Consider the following 21124-nt stretch of genomic DNA (forward strand, 5'->3'; position numbering starts at 1 on the left):
CGCCCGAGGGGACGGCCCGCCGCGTTCACCGGGCGGGCCGGTTCATCGCACCTGGTCGATCACCCATCGGGATGCCGTCCCGATGGTGGGCTGGAAGACGACCTGGGCCCCGACGCTTCCGCTCGCGTGCAGGTACTTGCCGCTCCAGGCGTGCTTGATGGACTTCGGACTGCCGGACGTGGTCGTCCACTGCTGGTACGCGCCGCCGTTGCACGGGTACGTGTAGACGTCCGCGCCGTTCCCGTCGAGGCAGTGGCCCGACGCCGGGTTCCGGAAGACGCCGCCGGTGATCGTCCACACCTGCTTCGCGCTGCGGTCGCAGTTGCCGAGGACGAGGTTTCCCTTGCCGGTCGGGACGTCCACCACCTGAAGGCAGGAGTTGCTGCTGTTGCCGTTGATCACCTGGTAGTACACCGGCGCCGCCTGTGCCGTGGTCGCGGCGCCGGCCAGCAACGTCGAGCCGAATGCGATCGCCGCGCCGGCACCGGCGAGCCGGCCGAGTTTTCCCTTGAGTTCCATGGTTGATCCCCTTGAATGCGTAGTGCGGCGCGCCGCTTGGCGATCCGCTGCGAACGTGACCACCCAACACCGCGAGGACCTGTCACCGGAAAGCATTCGAACCAGTTCGAATCCGCCGCGACGACTGCTACCGTCGGCGCAGTGCTCACCCTGCGCGTAGACGCCGACACCCTGGCCCGGATGCGGTTCGCCGCTTCCCCGGCGTCGGAATCCATGGTGTGGCTGAGACTCACCGCCGCGTCGGGACGGCACCCGGTGTTCGGAGATCCCGGCCCGCTCGCCCGCGCCGCACTCGCCCACCCCGACGTCGCCCTGCTCGCGGACCTGCTGCCGCGCAACGGCGACACCTACAGGCCCGACCTGCTCACCCCGCAGCCGGGGGCCGACCCGCAGCGCCGCGACCTGCTCGACGAACAGATCGCGCGGATCGAGGCGGTATCGCAGGAGGACCTCGAAGAGCAGGTCTTCACCTACACCCGGACGCACTGGAGCAGGCCGTTGCGAGCCTCGACCCGCCGGATCGCGGAGTCCGGGCGGATGCAGCGACGCCTCGCCAACGGTCTCGCCCGGTTCTGGCGGGATGCCCTTTCCGACGGGTGGCCCGAACTGCGCTCGATCATCGACCGGGACATCGCCCGTCGCGCGACGGCCATCGCGGCCCACGGCATCGGCCGGGCGCTCGGCGCACTCCACCCCGGCATCGACTGGGCAGGCGACGCGGTGACACTCACCAGGTCGCGGGACGGCGAAATCGACGTCACCGGCCGGGACCTGGTCCTCGCACCCGGGGTGCTCAGCTGGCCCGACGTCATCATCCAGGTCGACACCCCCGGGCAGTTCGTCCTCTACTACCCGGCCCTGCGGATCGAAGCCGGCCGGGACCGCAGGTCCGGAGGCATCGCGCAGGTGCTCGGCAACACCCGAGCGGCTCTGCTGGCGCACCTCGAAACCGCCCGGTCCACCGCAGAACTCGCCACCCTGGTCGGATACGCGCCGGGCACCGTCTCCTACCACCTCAGCGCACTGCACCGCGCACACCTCGTCACCAAGGTGAGAGACGGGCGCTACGTGTTGTACCGGCGGACCGCACACGCGGCAGGTCTGCTGGAAGACGCCCGCGACTAGGAGTCCGAGGACCGGCGAGGCGTTGTCGGCGGCATGAGTGAGCATCAGTGGGGCGTGCTGCAGGACCAGCGCCGTCGAAGTCCCGGACTTCATCCGGACGGGAGCCGCCGGATTTCCACCACTTCGGTGTTGTAGTGGGCGCCGTTGACGACAGTTGTCTCCACCAGTACCTCGAAGTGCTTCATCCTTTTCAGCCTGCGGAGGAGCTTGCGGTCTCCGAGTTTTTCCGCCGCGGCAGCGGTGCCGTGTCCTGTACTACGGCTGCCTTGTGGCCCGGGTCTTCGGCGAAAGCGAAGGAGATCACTCCGTCCAGCATCGTTCTTGTCACGTCGTTCGCCAGCGGGCCGCCGATCAGGACGAGGTCCCCGCTCAGTTCACGCGGGGTGACTTGCTTCGACTCGGTGATTTTCCCGGCAAAGCCCAGTTTGCGGAGCTGAGCCTCGATTTCCTTGAGGGCGCCGATGTCGCGCATGCCGACCACGCCGGCTCTGGCCCACCTCCGGTGCGGCCCGAAGTCATGGGCGCCCAGGACGATGAGCGGGTGCCGCCCACCCAGCGCCCGCCAGAAGCGGCGCGCGCGGAGCAGCCTGAGGCGCCGGCTGGCATTCGTCGTCGCCCAGACCAGCATCCCTCCGACGGCCGCCGCGGACAGATTGCTGGAGATGTCGGGGATGGCGTGGACCAGCCAGCCGCCGATGCCTTCGACAGCCAGCGCCATGCACGGCCACCCCCATCGACCCTAGTTCCCGACCAAGTCGCGCCCGGCACGCGTGCTGTTACTGCCCGCTCGGCTCGCCGTGAACATAGCTGAGACCGGGTGCGTAGGCGTGTCGATTCGCATCTCGTCCTGGACGGAGCGCGCCGTCATCCCAGTGCTCTTCTCGTGGGGCGTCAGGGCCAGGTGTGCGCCGAGGCGGCGAACGTCTCGGGCTTGCTGTGCAGGGGTACCACGCAGAACAGGTGACCGCCCGGTGCACGTAACGTGTGGACGTCCAGCCAACCGGATACCGGCTCGGCACCCGACGCGGTGAGGCGGGCAACCTCCGCGGCCAGGTCATTCGGCGTTCGGCGAAGGCCGCATCCTTCGGCGCGCCAGTAAGCCGTTGGCGGTTCAGCCAACCTCGGCCATGCGACCTTGTGGCAGCAACAGCATCCATTGCTGTGAGCTGCGCGAATGGCGGTCCTCGAACCACGGGCCCCACCCTCGCGCGGCGTCGTGGCCGATCGTGAGGTAGCGGCCGTTGTGCACGGATCGGATCAGGTACCCGTTGCCGTCCGGGCTGTCCTCGAGTCGCCAACGTTGCCGCGGTTGGCCGGTGTTCTCCGACATCACCGGATGGATGTCACCGGAAACCTCGAAAGTGGCGTCGAGGACCAGACCGTTGGCCACGGACACGATCAGCACCTGGTTCTTTTCGCCGCTCGCCTCCAAACGCCAGAGTTGATGCTGCTGGCCATGTGGTGTCCACACCGTCACGTCGCCTCCCGGCTCGGTGCCGATGGGGGTGTCGAGAGCGAAGCCGCATGCTCTGTTGACCAGGAGGAGAGGACTGTTCTTCGACATTTTCACTCCCTTGAGCTGAGCTCGAAAACCGCGCGGTGCGGGAAGGGACCCGCCTTGCGTCCGCAGCGACGGCACCGGCAGCGCCAGGACGGCGACAGCCAGCGCACCGATTCCGGCGACCCAGCTCACTCCCTCTACGATGGGGCGCCAGGGGTGGTGCGTGTCTCCGAGCCAGTTCAACAAACCGAAGTGGATCACCGCCCACGTCACAATCCCGCCGGCAACCAGCCACACTGCGCGACCACTTCGGCCAGCCAATTCGCCCCCCACCCGACGACAACACCAGTTCCTTGCCTGAAGGTCGCAGGCGGCGGCCGATTCGCTACACCGAACTGGTCCGGTCGGATCGCATAGCCGTCCCGGAGACGGGAGCAGCCTCATCCCCGGCACCCGGTCACCCGGTGCCACCTCGGCCGAGGTGGCACCACCCCCGCCGGTGTCCTTTCCTGCTCAGCCGGTGCAGTAGAACTCCTCCGCACCAACCGTTTCCGGCACCCCCAGTTCAGCCGCGATCGCGGCGATGCCGGCCGCCCCGATGGTGCGGTCCGCTCGGCCGTCGGTACTGAAGCACGGCGCAATGAACCTTTCGTAGCCGGCGCGGGCCTCGGCCTCGGGCTGGCCGCCCAGGAACGTCCGCAGGTGCCGCACCGTGGTGTCGGGATCGTCGTGGAGCACCCGCAGGGCGCGGCGGTGGGCGCGGATCATGGCCTGCACCGCGGGGTCGTCCGGCGAGACGTACGTGGGGTCGACGGCCAGAACCACGGTGGGGATCCGGAAGTGGCCGCCGACCCAGGCCAGCAGCTGCCAGCCGTGTTCGGCGGCCACCGCTTCCGGGGCCATCGTGCTGCCGACGTAGGCGGCGTCGATCTCACCCGAGCGCAGGCGGCGCAGGTCCATGCCGTAGTCACCCGGCTGCCGGACCACGCAGTCCGCGTCCCGGTCCGGGTCGAGACCGGCCTGGCGCAGCACGATCCGGGCGAAACAGCCCGGCGGGGTGCGGGGCGTGCACCGCCAGGCGCCGGCCGGCCAGGTCGGTCAGGGAAGTACCGGACCGGGCCAGGAACCGGAACAGCGGACGGTCGGTGTTGACCGTGAGCGCGACCCACGGGGTGCCGTCGGCCAGCCGGGACAGCAGCGCGCGGCCGAGCCCGATGGTGGCGCCGCGGCGCAGCCGCTCGATGTCCCACGCGCAGCCGTCGTGCAGCGCGACCTGCACGTCCTCGGCGGCGTAGCGGTCCTCCTGGTCGGCGATGTAGGCGACGAGCTCTTCGTGCAGGCCCCGGCCGACGTAGGCCAGATCGATGGTGGGCATGACCGTCCCTTCTCAGTACATCGCCATGCCGCCGTCGACCGCGGCGGTGGTCCCGGTCATGAAGGAGTTGTCTTCGCCGGCGCAGAAGGCGACCACGGTGGCCACGTCCGCCGGCACGGCCAGCCGGCCCAGCGGGGTGGCGGCCGGCTGGCGCCGCCTCTGCTCGTCGTCGAGGACGTGGGAGATCCTGGTTCCGGCCACCGGGGCCGGGTTCGACGACGTTGACGGTGATGCCGCGGGGGCCGAGCTCCTGGGCCAGGTAGCCGGCGAACTGGGTGAGCGCGGCCTTGGCCGTCCCAGCGCGATCAAGCCGGCGCGGGGCTGACGGCTCAGGCCGGTGCCCAGGTAGATCAGCCGGCCCCGGCTCCGCGCGGTCATCGCGGGCAGCACCGCCTGGGTGACCACGAACGCGGCCCGCAGTTCGTCGTCGAGCTTGCCGCCCAGTTCGTCCCAGGTCACCTGCTCGAACGGCTTGATCGCGTACGGCGTCAATGCGTTGTGCACCAGCACATCGATCCCGCCCCAGGCGGACCTGACCCGTTCGACGAGGGCGTCGACCGCCGCGATGTCGCGCACGTCGGCCCGGACGGCCATGGCCTCGCCGCCCGCCGCTGCGATCCCGGTGGCGACCTCCTGGGCCGCTTGCTCGCTGTGCAGGTAGTCGATCACCACCCGCATCCCGCGCTCGGCCAGCAGGCGCGCGGTGGCCGCGCCGATCCCGCTGCTGGACCCGGTGATCAGGGCAACCCCGGTCATGAGCTGACCTCCTGTTCGTCGCCGGGGCGGACTGCCCCGTCGAGGACGGTGCCGACGGCCGTCCGCAGGAGATCGGCCGCGCTGTAGCCGAATTCGCCGGGGGTTCAGGAAGTGCACCCAGCGTCCCGCGCCGATGCCCGGCGGGGAAGAGGCCGTTCGATGGCGCCGAATTCGATGGCCGCTCCGTCACCCTGCCCGGTCGTCGACGCGGGCCAGCACCTTGTCCGCGATCCGGCGCAGCGTGTGCAGTTCCGCCGGGGTCAGGGCGTCGGCGAACAGTTCCCGTACCCGCTCGACGTGTCCGGGCGCGACCGCTTCCAGGTGCGCGAAGCCCGCGTCCGTCAGGATTGCCTGCGTGTACCGGCCGTTGTCCGGATCCGTCTCCCGGCGGGCGAAGCCGCGCTTCTCCAGCCGGCCGATCAGGTGGGACAGCCGCGACAGCTCCGTGTTCGCCAAGGCCGCCAGGTCGCTCATCCGCGCCCGGCGATCCGGCTGCTCCGACAGGTGCGCGAGCACGTAGTACTCGAGGAAACTCAGCTGCGCGTCCCGCTGCAGCTGTGCCTCCAGGGACGCCGGCAGCCGCTGGGCGAGCCGCATGAAGCCGCGCCACGCCGACAGTTCGCCGGCCGTGAGCCAGCGGTGCTCGGGTTCCGCCATCGCCACAGTCTAGCTCACTTGAAAATTCACGTCAGCGTGCTAGGGTCCCACTTGAATATTCAAGTGAGAGGACTCCCCGTGAAGATCGCGATCGTCCTCGGCAGCACCCGTCCCGGCCGGAAGGGCGAAGCCGTGGCGAGGCGGGTGCTGGCCAAGGCCAAGGAACGGCCGAACGCCGGCGCGCTCGGCGGCGCCCGCGCCATCGAGCACCTGCGGGCGATCTGCAGTGAGCTGCAGATCGCCCACGTGCGCCAGCAGCTGTCGTTCTCGCTCTTCACCGACTTCGAGAACTTCGCCGAGTTCTCCCCGTCCCCGATGCACGACGACGCCGCGTCGGTGCTGTTCGACCAGCTCGAAGCCTGGGCCGGCGCGCTCAAGACCCTCCGGTGAGGCTCTACGGGCTCGAGGAGCACTTCGCCACGGCCGACGTGGTCGCCGCGTGGCGGCGGCACGACCCCGCGCTCGCCGCGCCGATGATGAGCCGGGCCGTCGCCAGTGCCGCCTTGCTCGACCTGGGCGAAGGCCGCGTCGCCGCGATGGACGACGCCGGGATCGACACCGCCGTGCTGTCGCTCACGACGCCCGGCTTGCAGGACCTCGACCCCGCCGAAGCCGTCGCACTGCAACGTCCCACCAACGATCTCCTCGCCGACGTCGTCAGCCGGTTTCCGGAGCGGTTCCGGGGGTTCGCGGCCCTCGCGACGGCCACGCCCGCGGCGGCGGCCGACGAGCTGCGGCGGGCCGTCGAGGACCTCGGGTTCGACGGGGCGCTGGTGAACGCGAACTCCCGCGGCCAGGCGCTCGACGAGTCCCGTTTCCGGGACCTCTTCGAGGCCGCCGAGGACCTGCGCGCCCCGGTGTACCTGCACCCGAGCGCGCCGGTCCCGGCGGTCACCGAGGCCTACTACCGCCGGTTCGGCGGCCCGGTCGACGAGCTCCTGGCCACCGGAACGTTCGGCTGGCACTACGACGCCGGGCTGACCGCGCTCCGGCTGATCGTCGCCGAGGTCTTCGACCGGTTCCCGGGGCTGCAGCTGATCCTGGGGCACTGGGGCGAGGTCGTGCTGTTCTACCTCGACCGCGTGGCGGCCCTGGACGCGGCGACCACGCTGGAGCGCCCGATCGCGGAGTACTTCCGCACGAACGTCTTCATCACCCCGGGCGGCATCGCCAGCCACCGGTACCTGCGATGGAGCCTGGAAACGGTGGGCGCGGACCGGATCATGTACGCCTCGGACCACCCGTTCAACCACGAGCACGGCGGTTCCGCCCGGCGGTTCGTGACGACCGCCCCGATCAGCGACACCGACCGGGCGCGGATCGCTTACGGGAACTGGGAAAACCTGATCGCGGGCATCCGGCGCCAGTAGTCCACCACAGGCGGTAGGTCGGCGGCCGGTCGTCGACCCGGCACCGTGGTGGACCGACGCGAGGTGGCCCTCACCCGGGCGTCGGCTCCCTGCACCTCGGCGCCGGATCGCTGCCCGCCGACGACCCGCTCTCCTCGGCGTGACCGGACGTGAACGCACGGCGGGCGGCGTGGGACCGTGGTCGCGCAGCGATCGGTTGCGTGGCCGGACTCGCGTCGGAGAAGGGGCAGTGATGACTCGCTCAGCGTGGATCCAGGTGGCCAGGCAAGTCACCGAGGGTGCTCGGGAGAACCTGCGCTGCCCGGAAAACGACGATGGCTTCCTGAACGTCGAATGGTTTCCCCAAGCCGCCGGCGGGAGCGGCGAGTACAGGCTGCGCTGCCCGTCGTGCGGTGCGGAGAGCTGGCTTCGGCAGGGTTCTCGTACGCCGTGACGGCCTCGTGGAGCCGGGCGCGTCGAAGAGACAACCGAGTGTTGCGAACGCCGACATGGCCGTAGCGTTGGCCGGGTGGTTTCCGCGATCGGCGGGAGGCGGCGGTGGCGCGGGTGGTCCGAGGGTGGTGGTTGGTCACCGCAGCGGCCGTGGTCAGCGCGGTGCTCACCGCGGCCGGCAAGATCTACCCGGGTGCGGTGGTGGCGGGTGTGGTTGCCGCCGTCGGCGCGGTGGTCGCGGTGGTTGCCGAACGCGGCAGGGCACACATCGCCGAACGCGCGGCCGGCCGTTCGAAACGGCTGTACGTCGAGCGCGCGGACCGGGCCGGCGATCCGCTCAGGCTGGGGGTGCACCCTGCCGCGTGGCTCACGCACGCCGATGGCCGTGCCGACCGGGTGCCGCCGTTCGTGGCGCGGGACCGGATGCCGGACGTCGAGGCCGCGCTGAAGGCGGGTGGGTTCGTCCTCGTCGTGGGGGATTCCACCGCCGGCAAATCCCGGCTCGCCTACGAGGCGATGCGGAGTTGCCTGCCCCGGCACGTTTGTGTCCGGCCGGTCGACTCGGCTGCGCTGCCGGCCGCGATCGGAATCGCCACCCGGAAGCGGCGCAGTGTGCTGTGGCTCGACGATCTGGACCAGTACCTGGGTGCGGACGGCTTGACCCGGTCCGACGTGGATGGTCTCGGGCCTCGGGTGGTGGTGCTGGCGACCTTGCGGGCACATCTGCGGGACGAGGTCAGCGCTCGCTACGACACGGCACGACCGGCAAGCGAACGCACGGCGGCACGCGCGGGACGTCAGCTGCTCGATGCGGTGACCGCGGAAGTGCGCCTCGACCGCACGTGGTCACCGGCCGAGGTGAACGCGGCGCGTGATTCGCCGGATCCGCGCATCGCTCTGGCGGTCGGCGTCGCGGACAAGCACGGCCTGGCCGAGACGATGGCGGCCGGGCCCGCTCTGCTCCGCGACTGGCACGATGCGTGGTCCGCGACGCCGCGCGCGGCCGACCGCATCCACGGAGACGCCCGGGGCGCCGCCCTCGTGTCGGCGGCGGTGGACATCCGGCGGGCGGGCTACCAACGCCCGCTCGAGTTGCCGATGCTGCGGGACTTGCACGAGGTTTACCTCGCTGACCGGGGCGGCGCGTTGCTGCACCCCGGCAGCTGGGAGAACGCCCTCGCGTGGGCCACGGCGCCGTTGCACGCCACCAGCAGCCTGCTCGACCCGCAGACCTACCAGGCTTTCGACTACCTGGTGAACGAAGCCGTTCTGGACCCCGCGACCCCGCCCGTTCCGGAAGCGGTGTGGCGCACGCTGCTGGACCGGCTGGCGCCCGACGACGTGGTGGACGTCGCCTGGAGAGCCGATTACGCCGGCTACGTGCGGCACGTCGAGCCCACATTCCACCGGGTGCTGGAGTCCCGTCACTACCGTGCGGCCGCCGCACTGTCGGAAGTGCTGGACAACGCGGCGCTGAGCCACGCGCCGGACCTGCTCGAAACGACCATCAGCCGGGCCGGGGGCGAGGACGACGTGCCGGCCGAGGACCTCCTCGCGATGCGGCACAGCCTGGCGTGGATGCTGGGCGAACGAATCGGCGGCCACGGCGATCCCGAGCGTGCGCTGGGCATGATCCGGCAGGTCGTGCGAGACGGCGAGCGGTTGCTGGGCCGGACCCACGCCCAAGTCCTGGAGGCCCGGCTCACCCTGGCCCGGCAGCTGGGAGCACGCGGCGAACACGAGCAAGCGCTGTCGATCGCCACCGACCTGATCGCGGTGGCCGTCGAACGAAACGGTCAGCGGCACGCTTCCACCCTGAACGCGCGGTTCGAAGCCGCCGTGTGGACACGGCATCTGCACGGGGCCGCGGCCGGTGCCGAACAGTTCCGCGCATTGCTGAAGGACGCCCGCTCGATCGGCACAGCGGCCCGTTCGTTCGTCCTCGACACGGCTTGGAACCTGGGCGGATCGCTGCTGGACTCCGGAGACGCCGTCGCCGCGGTCCCGATCCTGGATCAGCTGGTCGTCGAAAGCGAGCGTGCCTACGGCAGCAAGCACGCGCAGACCCTGCCGTTCCGCCGGACCCAGGCCGCCGCGATCGGCGCGGCCGGGGATCCGGCCAGGGCTCTCGAACTGACGCGCGCGCTGGTGGAGGATTCCACGCAGATCCTGGGGGAGACCCACCTGACGACACTCGAAGCTCGGGCCGACTTGGCCGGCTGGCTCAGCGACACCGGCGACACCCCGGCGGCGATCGAACTGTTGGACCGCGTCCTCGATCGAGGCACCCGGCAGTTCGGCGAGGACCACTGGCTGATGACCGAGGTCCGGGCCGAACGGGCCCGGCTGCGTGGCAGGGAGTATTGACCGGCCCAAGGTCAGCACGTCCGGAGGGGTGTCGGTCAGGCGTGAAGGGGTGGCCCCGCGCTCCACTCCGCCACCGGCTCGCGGTTCGCGGGTGCGCCGAGTTTGGTGCCCTTGCGGTAGCCGCCGAAGATCATGGCGAGGATCAGGATGACGAAAACGGCGAGCACGACCCACAGCAGCCACAGGGACTTGCGCACGGCGGTTCCCCTCGTCGTCGGAGAGAGCGGATCACGGAAGCGACGCCACCGTACCGCCGCGGCCGTCGCTTAACCGGATGAGGATTTGGGTATACCTCCCGGTATGGGTGCTTGGGGCAAGCGGCTCGTCGCGTTGGCCGTGTCCGTGATCGTTCTGCTCGCCGCGGTACTGGTCGCTTCGGCGGTGCACCTGTTACCCCAGTTGCGCAATCCGTTCGCCCAGCAGACCGAAGAGCACTCCGGTCCGGTGCTGCTGCAGTCGATCGTCGAGCTCTCGCGCTACGAGGCGGCCAGCGGGTCGTTCCAGGTGGTCGTCGACATCACCACCACTTCGGCGCTGCCGAGCTTCCTCGTGGGCAGCGACACGATGTTCATCGGCGTCGGCACGGACAACGCCTTCGTGGACTTCTCGCGGCTGAAGGGGGACGCGGTCCAGGTGTCCGACGACCGCCAGTCCGCCACGATCACGCTGGGCCACGCCCAGCTGGAGCCGGCGACCCTGGACGTCCACGAGTCCCATGTGTACGCCCAGCAACAGGGATTGTTCACGCGCATCAACGAGTTCCTCTCCGGCAACCCGAATTCCCAGCAGGCGCTCTACGAACTGGCCCAGAAGCAGATCCAGGCGGCGGCGGCGAAGAGTTCGCTGGTGGTCGACGCGGAACGCAACACGCGCACGATGCTCGTCGGGCTGCTGCAGTCGCTGGGCTTCAAGAACATCACCGTCAACTACGCCGACAACGCCGCGGGCTGACCACCGGTTCGGCGTCAGCCCGCCGCAGGACCGGCCTCGGGCCGCAGCCGGGTGAGCGCCTCGCCGGTCGCGCTGTCGAACGGCACCGAACTGTGCTCGTGGACGATCTTCCAGCCGTGGTCGTCGCGGCGGAGCCCGGCGGTCGAGCGGACCCACATGGCCACGTCGGTTCCGTCCCGCATGGTTCCGCGTACGTGGAACAGGTAGGACGCGAACGCGACGTCGCCGTCGGCGACCACGTCCAGGTCGCGGATGTCCAGCTCGATCGCGGACCGGTAGGCGCCGAACCACTCCCGTAGCCGGGCCCGTTCCGCGTCCCGGCCGGTGTCGCGGACGGGACCGACCGCGTCGAACAGCGTGACGTCCTCGGCGTAGCAGGCCAAGAGGGCGTCCAGGTCCTTGGCTGCCACCGCCGCGACTCGGGCCTCGATCACCGCCCGCGGGCCGACGGTATCCAGCGAATCATCATAGTTAAGCACGTACTTAAGTTACGGCAGTCCGGCTCATCGGTCAAGTAACTACTTAACTTTTTCGAGATGCCCTCCGGTGATCGGAGGTTGAATCCGGCGCCTCCCGATCGACGTACCGGTGAAAAGGCGGCTTCGCGCCGCACCGGGCGCACATCAGAGGCAACGGAAGGGTTTCGAGATGCCAAGGACGCCACTGCGGCTGTACATGTCTATGTCGGTCGACGGGTACATCGCCGGGCCGGACGACCGGCCGGGGCAGGAGCTCGGGCTCGGCGGAGGGCGGCTGTTCGACTGGCTCGACGACCGGATGTCCGAGGGCGTCAACGGGCAGGTGTACGCCGAGGCCGCGTCGACCGGCGCGGTGATCTCCGGCCGCCGCACCTTCGAGCTCGCCAAACGATGGGATGGTGACCACCACGACGGCGTGCCGATCCACGTCCTCACCCACACCGTCGACCCGGCCGACGAGCCGCCTGGCAGCGCCAAGTTCTACACCGACGTGCAGGCGTGTGCTGTCGAGGCCCGGGAAGCGGCGGGGGACCGGGCCGTGCTGGTCCACGGCGCGGGTGCGGCGCGGGCTCTGCTGGCCGCGCGGCAGCTCGACGAACTCGAACTGCACCTCGTCCCCGTGCTGCTGGGTGCCGGGCGGCGGCTGTTCGAGCCGGCCGGCCACGACCGCGTCGAACTCGAGCTCGTCCGGCGGCTCGAGGGCCGCGGCGTCACCCACCTGCGTTACCACGTGATCCGCCGGGAGGAAAAGTAACGGTCGGCGGTGGGTGGCCGACCTTGAGCGGAGCGGTCACGAGGATCCGGCGGCTGCGTGGGTCTTGTGTCCTGCGGCCTCGCAGGAGACTGAGGTGCGTGAATGGTGGATCACGAAGCGGCCGGCGAGCCCGCCGCGGAACCGCAAGCGCGCGACACCGTCTCCGCCGAGACCGTTTCGGGCGTTGTGGTTCAGGCCGGCACCTTCGCCCACATCGTCCAGCAGCAGCCGTACCGGATGCCGGTCCCGCGGCAGCTGCCACCCGCGCCCGCTCAATTCGCCGGCCGCTTGCACGAACTGGCGCAGCTCGGTGCCGTGCCGGACGGCGGCGCGGCGCCGACGGGCGCCGCCGTGGTGATCTCCGCGTTGGCCGGTGCCGGCGGGATCGGGAAGACCGCGCCGGCCCTGCACTGGGCGCACGCCAACCAGGACCGGTTCCCCGACGGCCGGCTTTTCGTCGACCTGCGGGCTTTCCCCCCGGTGGGCGCCCCGCTGGAGCCGGCCGTCGCGGTGCGCGGCGAGGTCACCGCATCGACCGCAGAGCCACCGGAATCTCGCGTGGGCCCGCCGCGACTGCCTGACCGCTCTGGCTCGGCACCGGCGCCACCGCAACCCCATCGGCGAGGCAAAGGCCCTGGACAGCCTCGGGTACATCGCCCACCACACCGGCGACTACCGGCAGGCGATCGCGTACTACGAGCAGGCTGTGAGCCGGCACCGCGCTCTCGGCAACACGACGGAGGCGGTCAACAGCTTGGATCGGCTCGGCCATCCGTATGTCGCTCTGGGTCAGCACGAACTCGCGGGCGCGGTGTGGCGGGAGGCTTTGGAGATGTACCAGGACCAAAGCCGCGACACCGACGCGGCTCGCGTTCAGGGGCGACTGAGTCGTAACAGCGTGGACGGCGCCGGCGACTACCCCTTTCAACGGATGTAGCAGTGACGGTTGCATGCTCGATGGGAGGGGTGCGAGGCTGGATGGTGATCATCTTGCGGGCAATCCTGACGGCGGGCCACCGGGTCACCAGGTACCTTGCGGAGTTTCGTTGGACGGTGCTGGGCGTGCTCGTCGTCACCGTGGGCATTGTCTCGATGGTCGTCGCCATCCCGTATCCCGTACTCCTTCTAGAGGCGGCCTTCTCCATCGTTCTGCTCCTGCTGGAAATCCGCAAGAATCGCCGCGAGGCGCGGCGGACCCGCTTTCTGCCACGTCCGATGGATCGCTACGTCGATGTCGTCGAATCGTTGGCCACCGACGACAATTTTCGCGTACTCGACACCGGGTCGGACATCTTCGTGCACGACCGCGGAACAAGCGAGCGGATGCGGTCGCCTGAACAATTCGCGCGGCTGTCGAGCCGCCCCTACTTGGTCCCTCGGCAGTTGCAGCCGCAGGCAAGAAGGTTCCTGAAATTCATACTGGCGAATCATCCCGGTCGGTTCAAAGGTCCGTGCGTCGGATGGAACACGGATTTTTCGGACTCCTCGTGGTCGACCGGTGACATCGACGTGGTCGCCGGTGATCATTTCCGGTTCATCCAGTCGGACGAGCTGGCCATGTGGGATGTGGCGCAGGAGGACCGCACCCTGCCTGCCTTCGGCCGTGCGCTCTTCATCCGGCGCGATGGATCCCTTCGGAACTTCCGCGACAGCTGGCTTTTCAACCTGATCGGCGCTTCGACCGTTGCCGTCACGGTTGATGGCAGGCTGGTGGGGGTGGAGCAGTCGGCGGCGAACATGGCGAGCCCCAACCTGCTGGCACCGAGTGGCTCCGGCAGCGCGGAACCGAAGGATTTCGGAGGGGTGCACCGCCTCGCACTGTCTCGGTTGGCCATCAACGTCGCCACCCGGGAACTTTCGGAGGAGACCGGTATCGGTCCCGAAGAAATGGCGATGTCCTACTTCCTGGGATATGGGCGATGGCTCAACAAGGCGGCGCGTGGCGAGCTGCTGTGCGTGACGTTCCTGAACATCGACTCGCACGCCGTCAACCAGAAGCGAATCCGTCGTTCCGAGCGAACCTACACGACTCGATCGATGTCCATCCGGTTCTCGCAGCGCCCGCACGAGTGGAGGCCGGACCGCCCCGCGGACATGCTGCCCGCCGAGTACCGGACACGCATGTCGATGCCGCTGGGTGCAGCGCTCAGCCTCCTCGCCGAGGAGGTCTCCCTGACGAATTCCCCGGTGCGGGAACGCCTTCTCCGCCTCCCGGTCGTCCCTTAGGCGGAAGTCGGCCCGCCTCGGGCCCAAGAGCTGGTCCTACCGCATCGGCCGGTGCATTCTGGCAAGCTCGACGGAGCGAGCCCTCACGCTGCGCCGCGCCCACGGCCCGATCCCCGGAAGGCACGGGAACTGCTCGCCCGGCTCGCCATTCACTGACCGTAGGAATAGCGAAGATCGGCGAACAGCAGGTGGTTGACCCGCCGCCGGAGGTGTCCGGTTTTGCTCTGGTCGGGGGCTTCGGCGGGCGTGAGCAAGCTGAATCGCAGTAGGGTGCCTCCGTCGCGCGAGGCCGTCAGGGCGAAATGGATCTGGTCGTCGGGCCGGCTCGGCCACAGCGATGACCACGCCGCGTGGCTGGGTTTTTCGGCGGTGAGGACTCGGGGTTCGACTTCGTCGGCGAGCAGGCGGAGCCACGGACGGGCGCCGGGCCGGCGCGGCTCGACGATTGACTCCCAGACGACGGGGGGAGGTGCCGGCAGGGTGCGCGCCCGCGAACCGAACTCGATCACGTGTGCAGCGTATGTCGATTCACCCACGTTCACATACCGGATATCCGGTGGAGATTTTGCGGGCGTGGTCGTGGCGGGGCCCGCTAGGCTCACACTTCTGCGTCCACGTGGCCACTCGGCTGTGGGCGCGGCGACCACCATCGTCGAGTACGAGCGTCGGAACGGAGCAGCTTGATGCCGGAAGAGTCCACCGATCAGGAACCGCCCGAGCGCGCCGGCACCACGATCAACCAGATCTCGGACAATTCTGGCAATGCTGTCCAGGCGAGAGATGTTCACGGCGACGTCCGCATCGGCGCGCACCCGGACAACGACGTCGAAATCGTCCTGCAGCCCGAGCAATCCGAGATTGTTCTCGCCGTCGGCCACGGATGTAAGGTGGTACCCCTCACGGTCAACTGCCATCTCTCGCAGCCGCTGATCTTGGAATTGTCCCTGAGGGGTGCCTCAACGCCGCGGTGGACGGTCGAACCCGCCGAGATCACAGTCCGCCCCGGCGTGCCCGAGGTCGCCACGCTCCGCTTGCCCTGCAGTGCAACCGAGCCGCAGGCCGGCCCGAAACACCTGCGTGTCGTGGCCAAGCAGCAAGGTGGAAAACGGGAATGGCAGAGCCAGCCTCCGGTCACCGTCACAGTACCGGCGAAGCCGGGGTTGGTCGTGAAGCCGAAAATCGAACCCACCGTCTTGCATGGTGGAACACAAACGATAATTGTCGCCGTGTGCAACACCGGGAACACCCGCCTCGCGGGCTCGTTGATGCGCTGGAAGCCGTCTGCGGGTGTTGCCGGCTACTTGCCGCCGGAGGCGGTCGCGCCGCCGAACGGAGGTACGCCGCCGTTCGAGCTGGCACCGGGAGCGACGGCGGAGCGACCTGTCGTCGTGACGTTGCCACCTCCGGAGATGACAGAGCGGACGTGGTGCCTGCCGATCGCCGTCAGGCTCGACGGAGTCGAACGGCCGATGCCGGTGCCCGACCTGACGGTCACGCAAGCGGGCTGGTTGACGCAGATTCCCGGATATGCGAGGCGCTTGGCAAGCTGGGGGCGAGCAGAGCACGGGCCATACCGCCGCGTTACGCTGGCAATCTCCGGTATCGCCTTATTCGTCGCCGGGTTGCTGTTAGGATCGAATATCTTCGCTTCGCGGGCGACCGGCGAGTCATCTGCCGCTACCACATCAGCTTCGAGTCAGGACCCTGCCGTCTCGTCGATTCCGTCTTTGTTCGCGCCGGTGCCCTACGAGCGAATGACCTGCACGGCAGGCACCTCGGTAGTTTACCTCGCATCGATGACAAGGCGAGAAGCTGATGAATACGCCGCGTATTTCGTGCAGCGCGAGTACAGTCGTATGAATAACTTGAACCCACCGCTCAGTCGGCGGTACGCCATACACGTCACCGCCAGGCCGGATTTGTGTCCCACCCTGCGACGACTGCTCGACCAGAGTCCGTCGATGAGGGAGTACTCGACCTTCATCTGGATCGACGCCCCCACGAGCGAAGCCGCCGGCATCTGCAAAGATCTCGATCAACGACAAGCCTTCGACTGCCATCCGGTTCCCGTGAGTTGAGGTGCTCAGCCGGCGCGGTCATGGTGGCCTCGCCTTGACTCTCAAGCTGGTCGAGGTCGCATAGTGGCGGGTATGGACGAGCTCTATCCGATCGGGGATGTTGCGCGGCGCACCGGGCTGAGCGTCAGTGCGATCAGGTTCTACGCCGACGAAGGGGTTGTTGCGCCCACTCGCGTCACCGAGGGGGGCTTCCGGCAGTACGACATCCAGGCCGTCGCCCGGCTCGAACTGGTGCGCACCCTGCGCGACCTCGGTGCCGGTTTGGCCGACATCCGGCGGGTGCTCGATGCGGAAAGCAGCCTGCAGGACCTGGCCGCCGCGCATCTACGCCTGGTAGAAGGTCAGCTGCGGCAGTTCCGCGCACGCCGCGCTGTGCTGCGGACGATTGTGCGGCAACGGACCACGGCCGACCAGGTGAGCCTGATGCACAAGCTCGTGTCCATGTCCGACGACGACCGGGATCGGCTCGTCGACCGGTTCTGGGGCTTCGTGACCGACGGTCTGGACGTCCATCCCGGCTACCTGGAACGGTTGCGCAGCCGGCGGCCGCAGCTGCCGGAGGAGCCGTCCGCCGAACAGCTCGAGGCGTGGATCGAACTCGCCGGGATCGTGCAGGACGAGCAGTTCCGCACGGCTCTGCGGGATTCCGTCCACCGCGCCTTCGGCACCGAGCGGGGCAAGCTGCTGGCCACGCCGGAGATGCTGGCCCGCGCCGAGCGGCGCCAGGCGCTGTACCTGGAGGCGCAGGCGGCGCAGCAGGCCGGGGTCCCGGCGAATTCGCCGCAGGCGCGGGACATCGCCGAGCGGATGGTGGCCGACTCGGCCGGCTTCGTGGCCGCCATGACCGGTGAGCACGACGTCGGCAAGGCCCGGCGCAAGCATGGCCGGATTCGACCGGGACCGGTCGGCGGCGACGCGGGCCAAGCTCACCGGCGCGAACCTGATGGCCCGGTACGGCACGCTCGTGGCGACGATCAACGGCACACCCGGGCCGGACGCGGACCGGACGGCGGCGGTTCAGGAATGGCTGGCCGCCGCCCTGCGCGGGGAAAGCACCTGACGTCACGCGCCGGGCGTGGACTGCGGTGCCTCGACGGCCTCCACCGGGAACGAACCCGTGCTCAACGGGCGGCTCATCAGCTGCGCGCGCACCGCGAGCCGGGTTTCGAGGTCGCCCAGTGCGTGATTCGGCGTTCACTTCGAGCTTGGCCCACAGTTGCCGGACCGGGAACAACCCGGTGTTCGTCAGCGAGCCCGGCTTCGGCTCGACCAACGTGGTGGAAGGCATTGCTTGGCTCGTCGGCGCGGGTAACGTACCGGACACGCTGAAGGACGGGACAGCACCTGCATGACCCGCTCGATCTCCTTGCCGCGCCCGATCGCCGGGTCGAGGCCGCCGTTGCGCGCGAGCGTGGTGAGACTGCGCGCGGCGTGAACGGGATGTGCCCGCTCGGCGCCTGCCCGCCCTGGCCGGCGATCTCCTCGACCTGCCGGCGGACGCTCTCCGGCCCGATGCCCAGCGGCTCCAGCGCCTTGGCGGCGATCCCTTCGCCTTCGTGGACCAGGCCCAGAAGGACGTGCTCGGTATCAATGTGGTGGTGGCCGAGCGTCCGGGCCTCTCCCTGGGCCAGGACGACCACCCGCCGCGCGTGGTCGGTGGACCTCTCCAGCATGTGTTGAGGTCGCAGGTCCGACCGGGTCCGTTACGTCAGGCGGTTCAGCCGACCGTGAAGCTCGCCGAGAGCGTGGCGGCCGAGCTGGTGCCGACGTACACCTCGATCTTGCCCGGCTCGACGCGGAACCGGGCCGCGTTGTCGTAGAACCCGACGTCGTCCGGGGTGAGCGTGAACGACACCGTCGTCGACGCGCCCGCGGCCAAGGTCACCCGCTGGAAGCCGCGCAGGCGCCGGACCGGCTGGACGATGCTCGCCACGGGGTCGCGCAGGTACAGCTGGACGACCTCGTCGCCCGCGCGGGCGCCGGTGTTGGTCACCGTGGCCGTGACGTCGATGCGGCCGCCGCGGGCCGGGAGGCGGGTGCTCGACAGGCGGAGGCCGTCGACGCGGAATGTCGTGTAGGACAAGCCGTGGCCGAATTCGTAGAGCGGGCCGCTCGCCAGGTCCAGGTACTTGGACGTGTACTTGTTGGCCGGGTCGGCGGGGCGCCCGGTGTTCTCGTGGTTGTAGTAGATCGGGATCTGGCCCACCGCGCGCGGGAAGCTCACCGGCAGCTTGCCGCCCGGGTTCACCGCGCCGAACAGGACGTCCGCGATCGCGTGGCCGCCCTGGACGCCGGGGGCCCACGCTTCGAGGATGGCGGGCGCGTGCTCGTGCACGGACGAAATCGTCAGCGGACGGCCGTTGACCAGCACGACCACGAACGGCTTGCCGGTCTGCGCGACCGCGGCCACCAGCTGCTGCTGCACGCCGGGGAGGTCGATGGTGCTGCGTGCCGCCGCTTCGCCGCTCATCGCGGCGGTTTCGCCGACCACCACGACCGTCACGTCGGCGGCGCGCGCCGCCTGCTGCGCGGCGGCGAATCCGGTCGTGTCGGTCCCCTCGACGGTGCAGCCGGGGGTGTAGGTCACGGCGGCGCCGGGGGCCGCGGCCCTGATCCCGTCGACCACCGTCACCGGCGGGGTCGTCCCGGCGCCGGTGCCCAGGCCCGCCCAGGTGCCGTTGAGGTCGTAGGTCGCGATGCCGAGCGGCCCGACGACGGCGACCGAGCCGATGCCCTTCGCCAGCGGCAGCACCGGCCCGTCGTTCTTGAGCAGCACCATGCAGCGCGCGGCGGCCTGCCGCGACGCGGCCAGCGCGGCCGGTGAAGGCGCTTTCACTTCGGTGGCTTCGTCGACGTACGGGCGCTCGAACAGGCCGAGCCGGACCTTGACGAGCAGGATCCGGCGGACGGCGTCGTCGAGCTGGTCGCGGGTGATCCGGCGTTCGGCCAGCAGCCGCTCGGCGAAGCGGGCGTAGTTGGTGCTGACCATCTCCATGTCGACACCGGCCGGGAGCGCGGCCGCCGCGGCATCGGCGCCGTCGCCGGCCAGGCCGTGCAGGATCAGCTCCTCGATGCCGGTGTAGTCGCTGACGACGAACCCGCGGAAGCCGTAGGCGCCCTTGAGGACGTCGTGCAGGACGTAACCGTTGCCGTGGGCCGGGACGCCGCTGATCGTGGTGAAGCTCGCCATGACCGTGGCGACGCCCGCTTCGACGCTGGCTTTGAACGGCGGCAGGTAGAGGTTGTGCAGCCGGTGCAGCGAGACGTCGACGGTGTTGTAGTCGCGCCCGCCTTCGGCTCCGCCGTAGGCGACGAAGTGCTTGGCGCAGGCGGCCACCCGGTCCGGCGCGGAGTAGTCGTTCCCCTGGTAGCCGCGCACCTTGGCGACGGCGAACCGCGTCGCCAGGTAGGGATCTTCGCCGTACCCTTCGGCGATCCGCCCCCACCGCGGCTCGTGGGTGACGTCCATCATCGGCGCATAGGTCCAGTGGATGCCGCTGCTGCGGGCCTCCTTGGCGGAGACGGCGGCGTCGGTGCCCGCGACGGCCGGGTCGAAGCTCGCGCCCTGGGCGAGCGGGATCGGGAAGTTGGTGGTGTACCCGTGGATGACGTCGAGGCCGAAGACGAGCGGGATCTTCAGCCGCGTCCGCTCGACGGCGATGCGTTGCAGGGCATTGAGCTTCGCGGCCCCGACAACGGAGAAGACACCGCCGAGCCGGCCGCCGGCAAGGGCGGCCCGGGCGGTGGTTTCGTCGCCGACGAGCTGGAGCTGGCCGATCTTCTCGGCGAGGGTCATCCGGCCGAGCAGCGCCTCGACGCGCTGATCGCGCTCGGGCCGGCCGGCGGTCTCGGCGCCGGTGGTTCCGGCGGCGGCCGAGGGGGCGAGCAGCCCGGCGGAGGCCACCCCGCCGGCGAGGCCGGCGAGCACGCTGCGCCGGTTCACCCCGCCCGCGGCCGAAGTTTCCTGGTTCACCTGCTGCGACATGGCGGGGACCCTTTCGCGGAGCAACGGCTGCGGTGGCGAACTCCTCTGATCGGTCAGGCGTCCTCAGCCTAGGCCGTGGCCGGGGGGTGCCGCAGTACCGCTCACCGCTCGCACGGCCCGAAGTACCGGCACTCGATCAGCACCCGCGGGTCCAGCGACCGCGCCCGCGGCTCCAGGGTGTCGAGCAGCCCGGCGATCTCCGCCAAGTCCACCTCACCCTCGGCGGTCAGGGCGAAGAACCGCTCCTGCGTGTCGTGCTCGGCGCAGCCGCTGCCGCGGAGGTTGCCCGCCGGGGTCACGCTGAACACCTCGGCGCCCTCGTCGCCGAACGTGAAGTAGCTCTGCAGCCGGACCGGGGTCGTGTCCGCGACCTCGTTGACGTGCTGGCCGCCGTAGCTCCCGGGGTAGTGCCAGCCCGCGTGGACGTCGTCGGCGAACCAGACCGCGGCCGGGTCGCTGTCGCCGTCCAGGTGCCAGCCGCGGGCCGTCAGGAACTCGTGCACGCGCAGCTGGCGGGTGCGCGCCAGGTCGGTCGGCGGCGTGGTCATC

Annotated in this window: 24 protein-coding genes and 2 pseudogenes; 10 read left to right on the forward strand and 16 right to left on the reverse strand. The window is 69.8% G+C overall.

Annotated elements, in window-relative coordinates; all coding sequences use genetic code 11:
• Positions 1-42: 42 nt before the first annotated feature.
• Positions 43-519, reverse strand: a complete 477-nt coding sequence (locus C2L59_RS26870; protein WP_158263113.1) for a ricin-type beta-trefoil lectin domain protein — start codon at positions 517-519, stop codon at positions 43-45.
• A gap of 141 nt (positions 520-660) precedes the next feature.
• Between C2L59_RS26870 and C2L59_RS26875 the strand changes: the two genes are divergently transcribed.
• Entirely contained in the window at positions 661-1644 is a 984-nt protein-coding gene (locus C2L59_RS26875) for a helix-turn-helix transcriptional regulator (protein WP_103352274.1), read from the forward strand.
• Between the two features lie 190 nt (positions 1645-1834).
• Here the strand turns inward: C2L59_RS26875 and C2L59_RS26880 are convergent, their stop codons facing one another.
• From C2L59_RS26880 to C2L59_RS26905, 8 genes and pseudogenes are all read right to left on the reverse strand, one after another.
• Complete coding sequence (locus C2L59_RS26880; protein WP_233223702.1) at positions 1835-2362, reverse strand: hypothetical protein; 528 nt, start codon at positions 2360-2362, stop codon at positions 1835-1837.
• Positions 2363-2535: 173 nt separating this feature from the next.
• Positions 2536-2763: a VOC family protein gene (locus tag C2L59_RS50435; protein ID WP_370444779.1), complete on the reverse strand. Its 228-nt coding sequence runs from the start codon at positions 2761-2763 to the stop codon at positions 2536-2538.
• Complete coding sequence (locus C2L59_RS26890) at positions 2756-3337, reverse strand: RICIN domain-containing protein (RefSeq protein ID WP_158263114.1); 582 nt, start codon at positions 3335-3337, stop codon at positions 2756-2758. Before C2L59_RS26890 ends, C2L59_RS50435 begins: the two co-directional genes overlap by 8 nt.
• Positions 3338-3658: 321 nt before the next feature.
• Positions 3659-4177, reverse strand: coding sequence for a hypothetical protein (locus tag C2L59_RS49300; RefSeq protein WP_233223703.1), 519 nt, complete (start codon positions 4175-4177; stop codon positions 3659-3661).
• Positions 4113-4520, reverse strand: a complete 408-nt coding sequence (locus tag C2L59_RS49305; protein WP_233223704.1) for a hypothetical protein — start codon at positions 4518-4520, stop codon at positions 4113-4115. Before C2L59_RS49305 ends, C2L59_RS49300 begins: the two co-directional genes overlap by 65 nt.
• Positions 4521-4532: 12 nt before the next feature.
• Positions 4533-4721 (reverse strand): SDR family oxidoreductase, encoded by a 189-nt coding sequence (locus C2L59_RS50440; RefSeq protein ID WP_370444784.1) that lies wholly within the window; start codon positions 4719-4721, stop codon positions 4533-4535.
• 117 nt (positions 4722-4838) lie between these two features.
• Positions 4839-5276 (reverse strand): annotated as a pseudogene (locus C2L59_RS50445) (SDR family NAD(P)-dependent oxidoreductase); the annotation flags it as partial.
• Between the two features lie 186 nt (positions 5277-5462).
• A complete protein-coding gene (locus C2L59_RS26905; protein ID WP_103352378.1) occupies positions 5463-5933 on the reverse strand; it encodes a MarR family winged helix-turn-helix transcriptional regulator in 471 nt (156 codons plus the stop codon).
• 78 nt (positions 5934-6011) lie between these two features.
• Between C2L59_RS26905 and C2L59_RS26910 the strand changes: the two genes are divergently transcribed.
• The 3 genes from C2L59_RS26910 to C2L59_RS49310 all read left to right on the forward strand — a co-directional run bounded on the left by C2L59_RS26910 (position 6012) and on the right by C2L59_RS49310 (position 10102).
• Positions 6012-6323 carry a hypothetical protein gene (locus tag C2L59_RS26910; protein ID WP_103352276.1) on the forward strand — a complete coding sequence of 104 codons (312 nt, stop codon included), beginning with the start codon at positions 6012-6014 and terminating at the stop codon, positions 6321-6323.
• Positions 6320-7303 carry an amidohydrolase family protein gene (locus C2L59_RS26915; protein WP_103352277.1) on the forward strand — a complete coding sequence of 328 codons (984 nt, stop codon included), beginning with the start codon at positions 6320-6322 and terminating at the stop codon, positions 7301-7303. The genes C2L59_RS26910 and C2L59_RS26915 overlap by 4 nt, the downstream gene beginning before the upstream one ends.
• Positions 7304-7867: 564 nt before the next feature.
• Positions 7868-10102 carry a tetratricopeptide repeat protein gene (locus C2L59_RS49310; RefSeq protein WP_233223706.1) on the forward strand — a complete coding sequence of 745 codons (2235 nt, stop codon included), beginning with the start codon at positions 7868-7870 and terminating at the stop codon, positions 10100-10102.
• A gap of 35 nt (positions 10103-10137) precedes the next feature.
• Here C2L59_RS49310 and C2L59_RS48215 read toward each other — a convergent pair whose 3' ends face one another.
• Entirely contained in the window at positions 10138-10299 is a 162-nt protein-coding gene (locus C2L59_RS48215) for a hypothetical protein (protein WP_199199265.1), read from the reverse strand.
• A gap of 103 nt (positions 10300-10402) precedes the next feature.
• Between C2L59_RS48215 and C2L59_RS26930 the strand changes: the two genes are divergently transcribed.
• The gene (locus C2L59_RS26930) at positions 10403-11053 is read left to right on the forward strand and encodes a DUF4230 domain-containing protein (RefSeq protein ID WP_233223707.1); all 651 of its coding nucleotides are present in this window, start codon (positions 10403-10405) and stop codon (positions 11051-11053) included.
• 14 nt (positions 11054-11067) lie between these two features.
• Here C2L59_RS26930 and C2L59_RS26935 read toward each other — a convergent pair whose 3' ends face one another.
• Complete coding sequence (locus tag C2L59_RS26935) at positions 11068-11532, reverse strand: nuclear transport factor 2 family protein (protein ID WP_233223708.1); 465 nt, start codon at positions 11530-11532, stop codon at positions 11068-11070.
• Positions 11533-11701: 169 nt separating this feature from the next.
• Between C2L59_RS26935 and C2L59_RS26940 the strand changes: the two genes are divergently transcribed.
• Positions 11702-12286 (forward strand): dihydrofolate reductase family protein, encoded by a 585-nt coding sequence (locus C2L59_RS26940; RefSeq protein ID WP_103352279.1) that lies wholly within the window; start codon positions 11702-11704, stop codon positions 12284-12286.
• Positions 12287-12322: 36 nt separating this feature from the next.
• On the opposite strand, the gene C2L59_RS48220 is transcribed toward C2L59_RS26940, so the two are convergent.
• Positions 12323-12706 (reverse strand): hypothetical protein, encoded by a 384-nt coding sequence (locus C2L59_RS48220; RefSeq protein WP_199199271.1) that lies wholly within the window; start codon positions 12704-12706, stop codon positions 12323-12325.
• Here C2L59_RS48220 and C2L59_RS49315 point away from each other — a divergent pair.
• On the forward strand, positions 12660-13223 hold the full coding sequence (locus C2L59_RS49315) for a tetratricopeptide repeat protein (RefSeq protein ID WP_233223709.1): 564 nt from the start codon (positions 12660-12662) through the stop codon (positions 13221-13223). The genes C2L59_RS48220 and C2L59_RS49315 overlap by 47 nt on opposite strands.
• Before the next feature lie 41 nt (positions 13224-13264).
• Positions 13265-14512 carry a hypothetical protein gene (locus tag C2L59_RS26950; RefSeq protein WP_146060447.1) on the forward strand — a complete coding sequence of 416 codons (1248 nt, stop codon included), beginning with the start codon at positions 13265-13267 and terminating at the stop codon, positions 14510-14512.
• Positions 14513-14661: 149 nt separating this feature from the next.
• Here C2L59_RS26950 and C2L59_RS26955 read toward each other — a convergent pair whose 3' ends face one another.
• Positions 14662-15021, reverse strand: a complete 360-nt coding sequence (locus C2L59_RS26955; protein WP_103352281.1) for a hypothetical protein — start codon at positions 15019-15021, stop codon at positions 14662-14664.
• 174 nt (positions 15022-15195) lie between these two features.
• On the opposite strand from C2L59_RS26955, the gene C2L59_RS47180 reads away from it, so the two are divergent.
• Together C2L59_RS47180 and C2L59_RS26960 are read left to right on the forward strand one after the other, a co-directional pair.
• The gene (locus C2L59_RS47180) at positions 15196-16590 is read left to right on the forward strand and encodes a hypothetical protein (RefSeq protein WP_146060448.1); all 1395 of its coding nucleotides are present in this window, start codon (positions 15196-15198) and stop codon (positions 16588-16590) included.
• A gap of 72 nt (positions 16591-16662) precedes the next feature.
• Positions 16663-17919 carry a MerR family transcriptional regulator gene (locus C2L59_RS26960; RefSeq protein WP_233223711.1) on the forward strand — a complete coding sequence of 419 codons (1257 nt, stop codon included), beginning with the start codon at positions 16663-16665 and terminating at the stop codon, positions 17917-17919.
• A gap of 92 nt (positions 17920-18011) precedes the next feature.
• Here C2L59_RS26960 and C2L59_RS49320 read toward each other — a convergent pair.
• The 3 genes and pseudogenes from C2L59_RS49320 to C2L59_RS26975 form a co-directional block, all read right to left on the reverse strand.
• A pseudogene (locus C2L59_RS49320) lies at positions 18012-18263 on the reverse strand (Clp protease N-terminal domain-containing protein); the annotation flags it as partial.
• A 44-nt stretch (positions 18264-18307) separates the two neighbouring features.
• Positions 18308-20575: a glycoside hydrolase family 3 N-terminal domain-containing protein gene (locus tag C2L59_RS26970; protein WP_233223712.1), complete on the reverse strand. Its 2268-nt coding sequence runs from the start codon at positions 20573-20575 to the stop codon at positions 18308-18310.
• Positions 20576-20676: 101 nt separating this feature from the next.
• The gene (locus C2L59_RS26975; RefSeq protein ID WP_103352283.1) at positions 20677-21123 is read right to left on the reverse strand and encodes a hypothetical protein; all 447 of its coding nucleotides are present in this window, start codon (positions 21121-21123) and stop codon (positions 20677-20679) included.
• Between the last annotated feature and the right edge of the window lies 1 nt (position 21124).

Origin of the sequence: Amycolatopsis sp. CA-128772 (assembly GCF_002904295.1) — a bacterium.
GTDB lineage: Bacteria > Actinomycetota > Actinomycetes > Mycobacteriales > Pseudonocardiaceae > Amycolatopsis.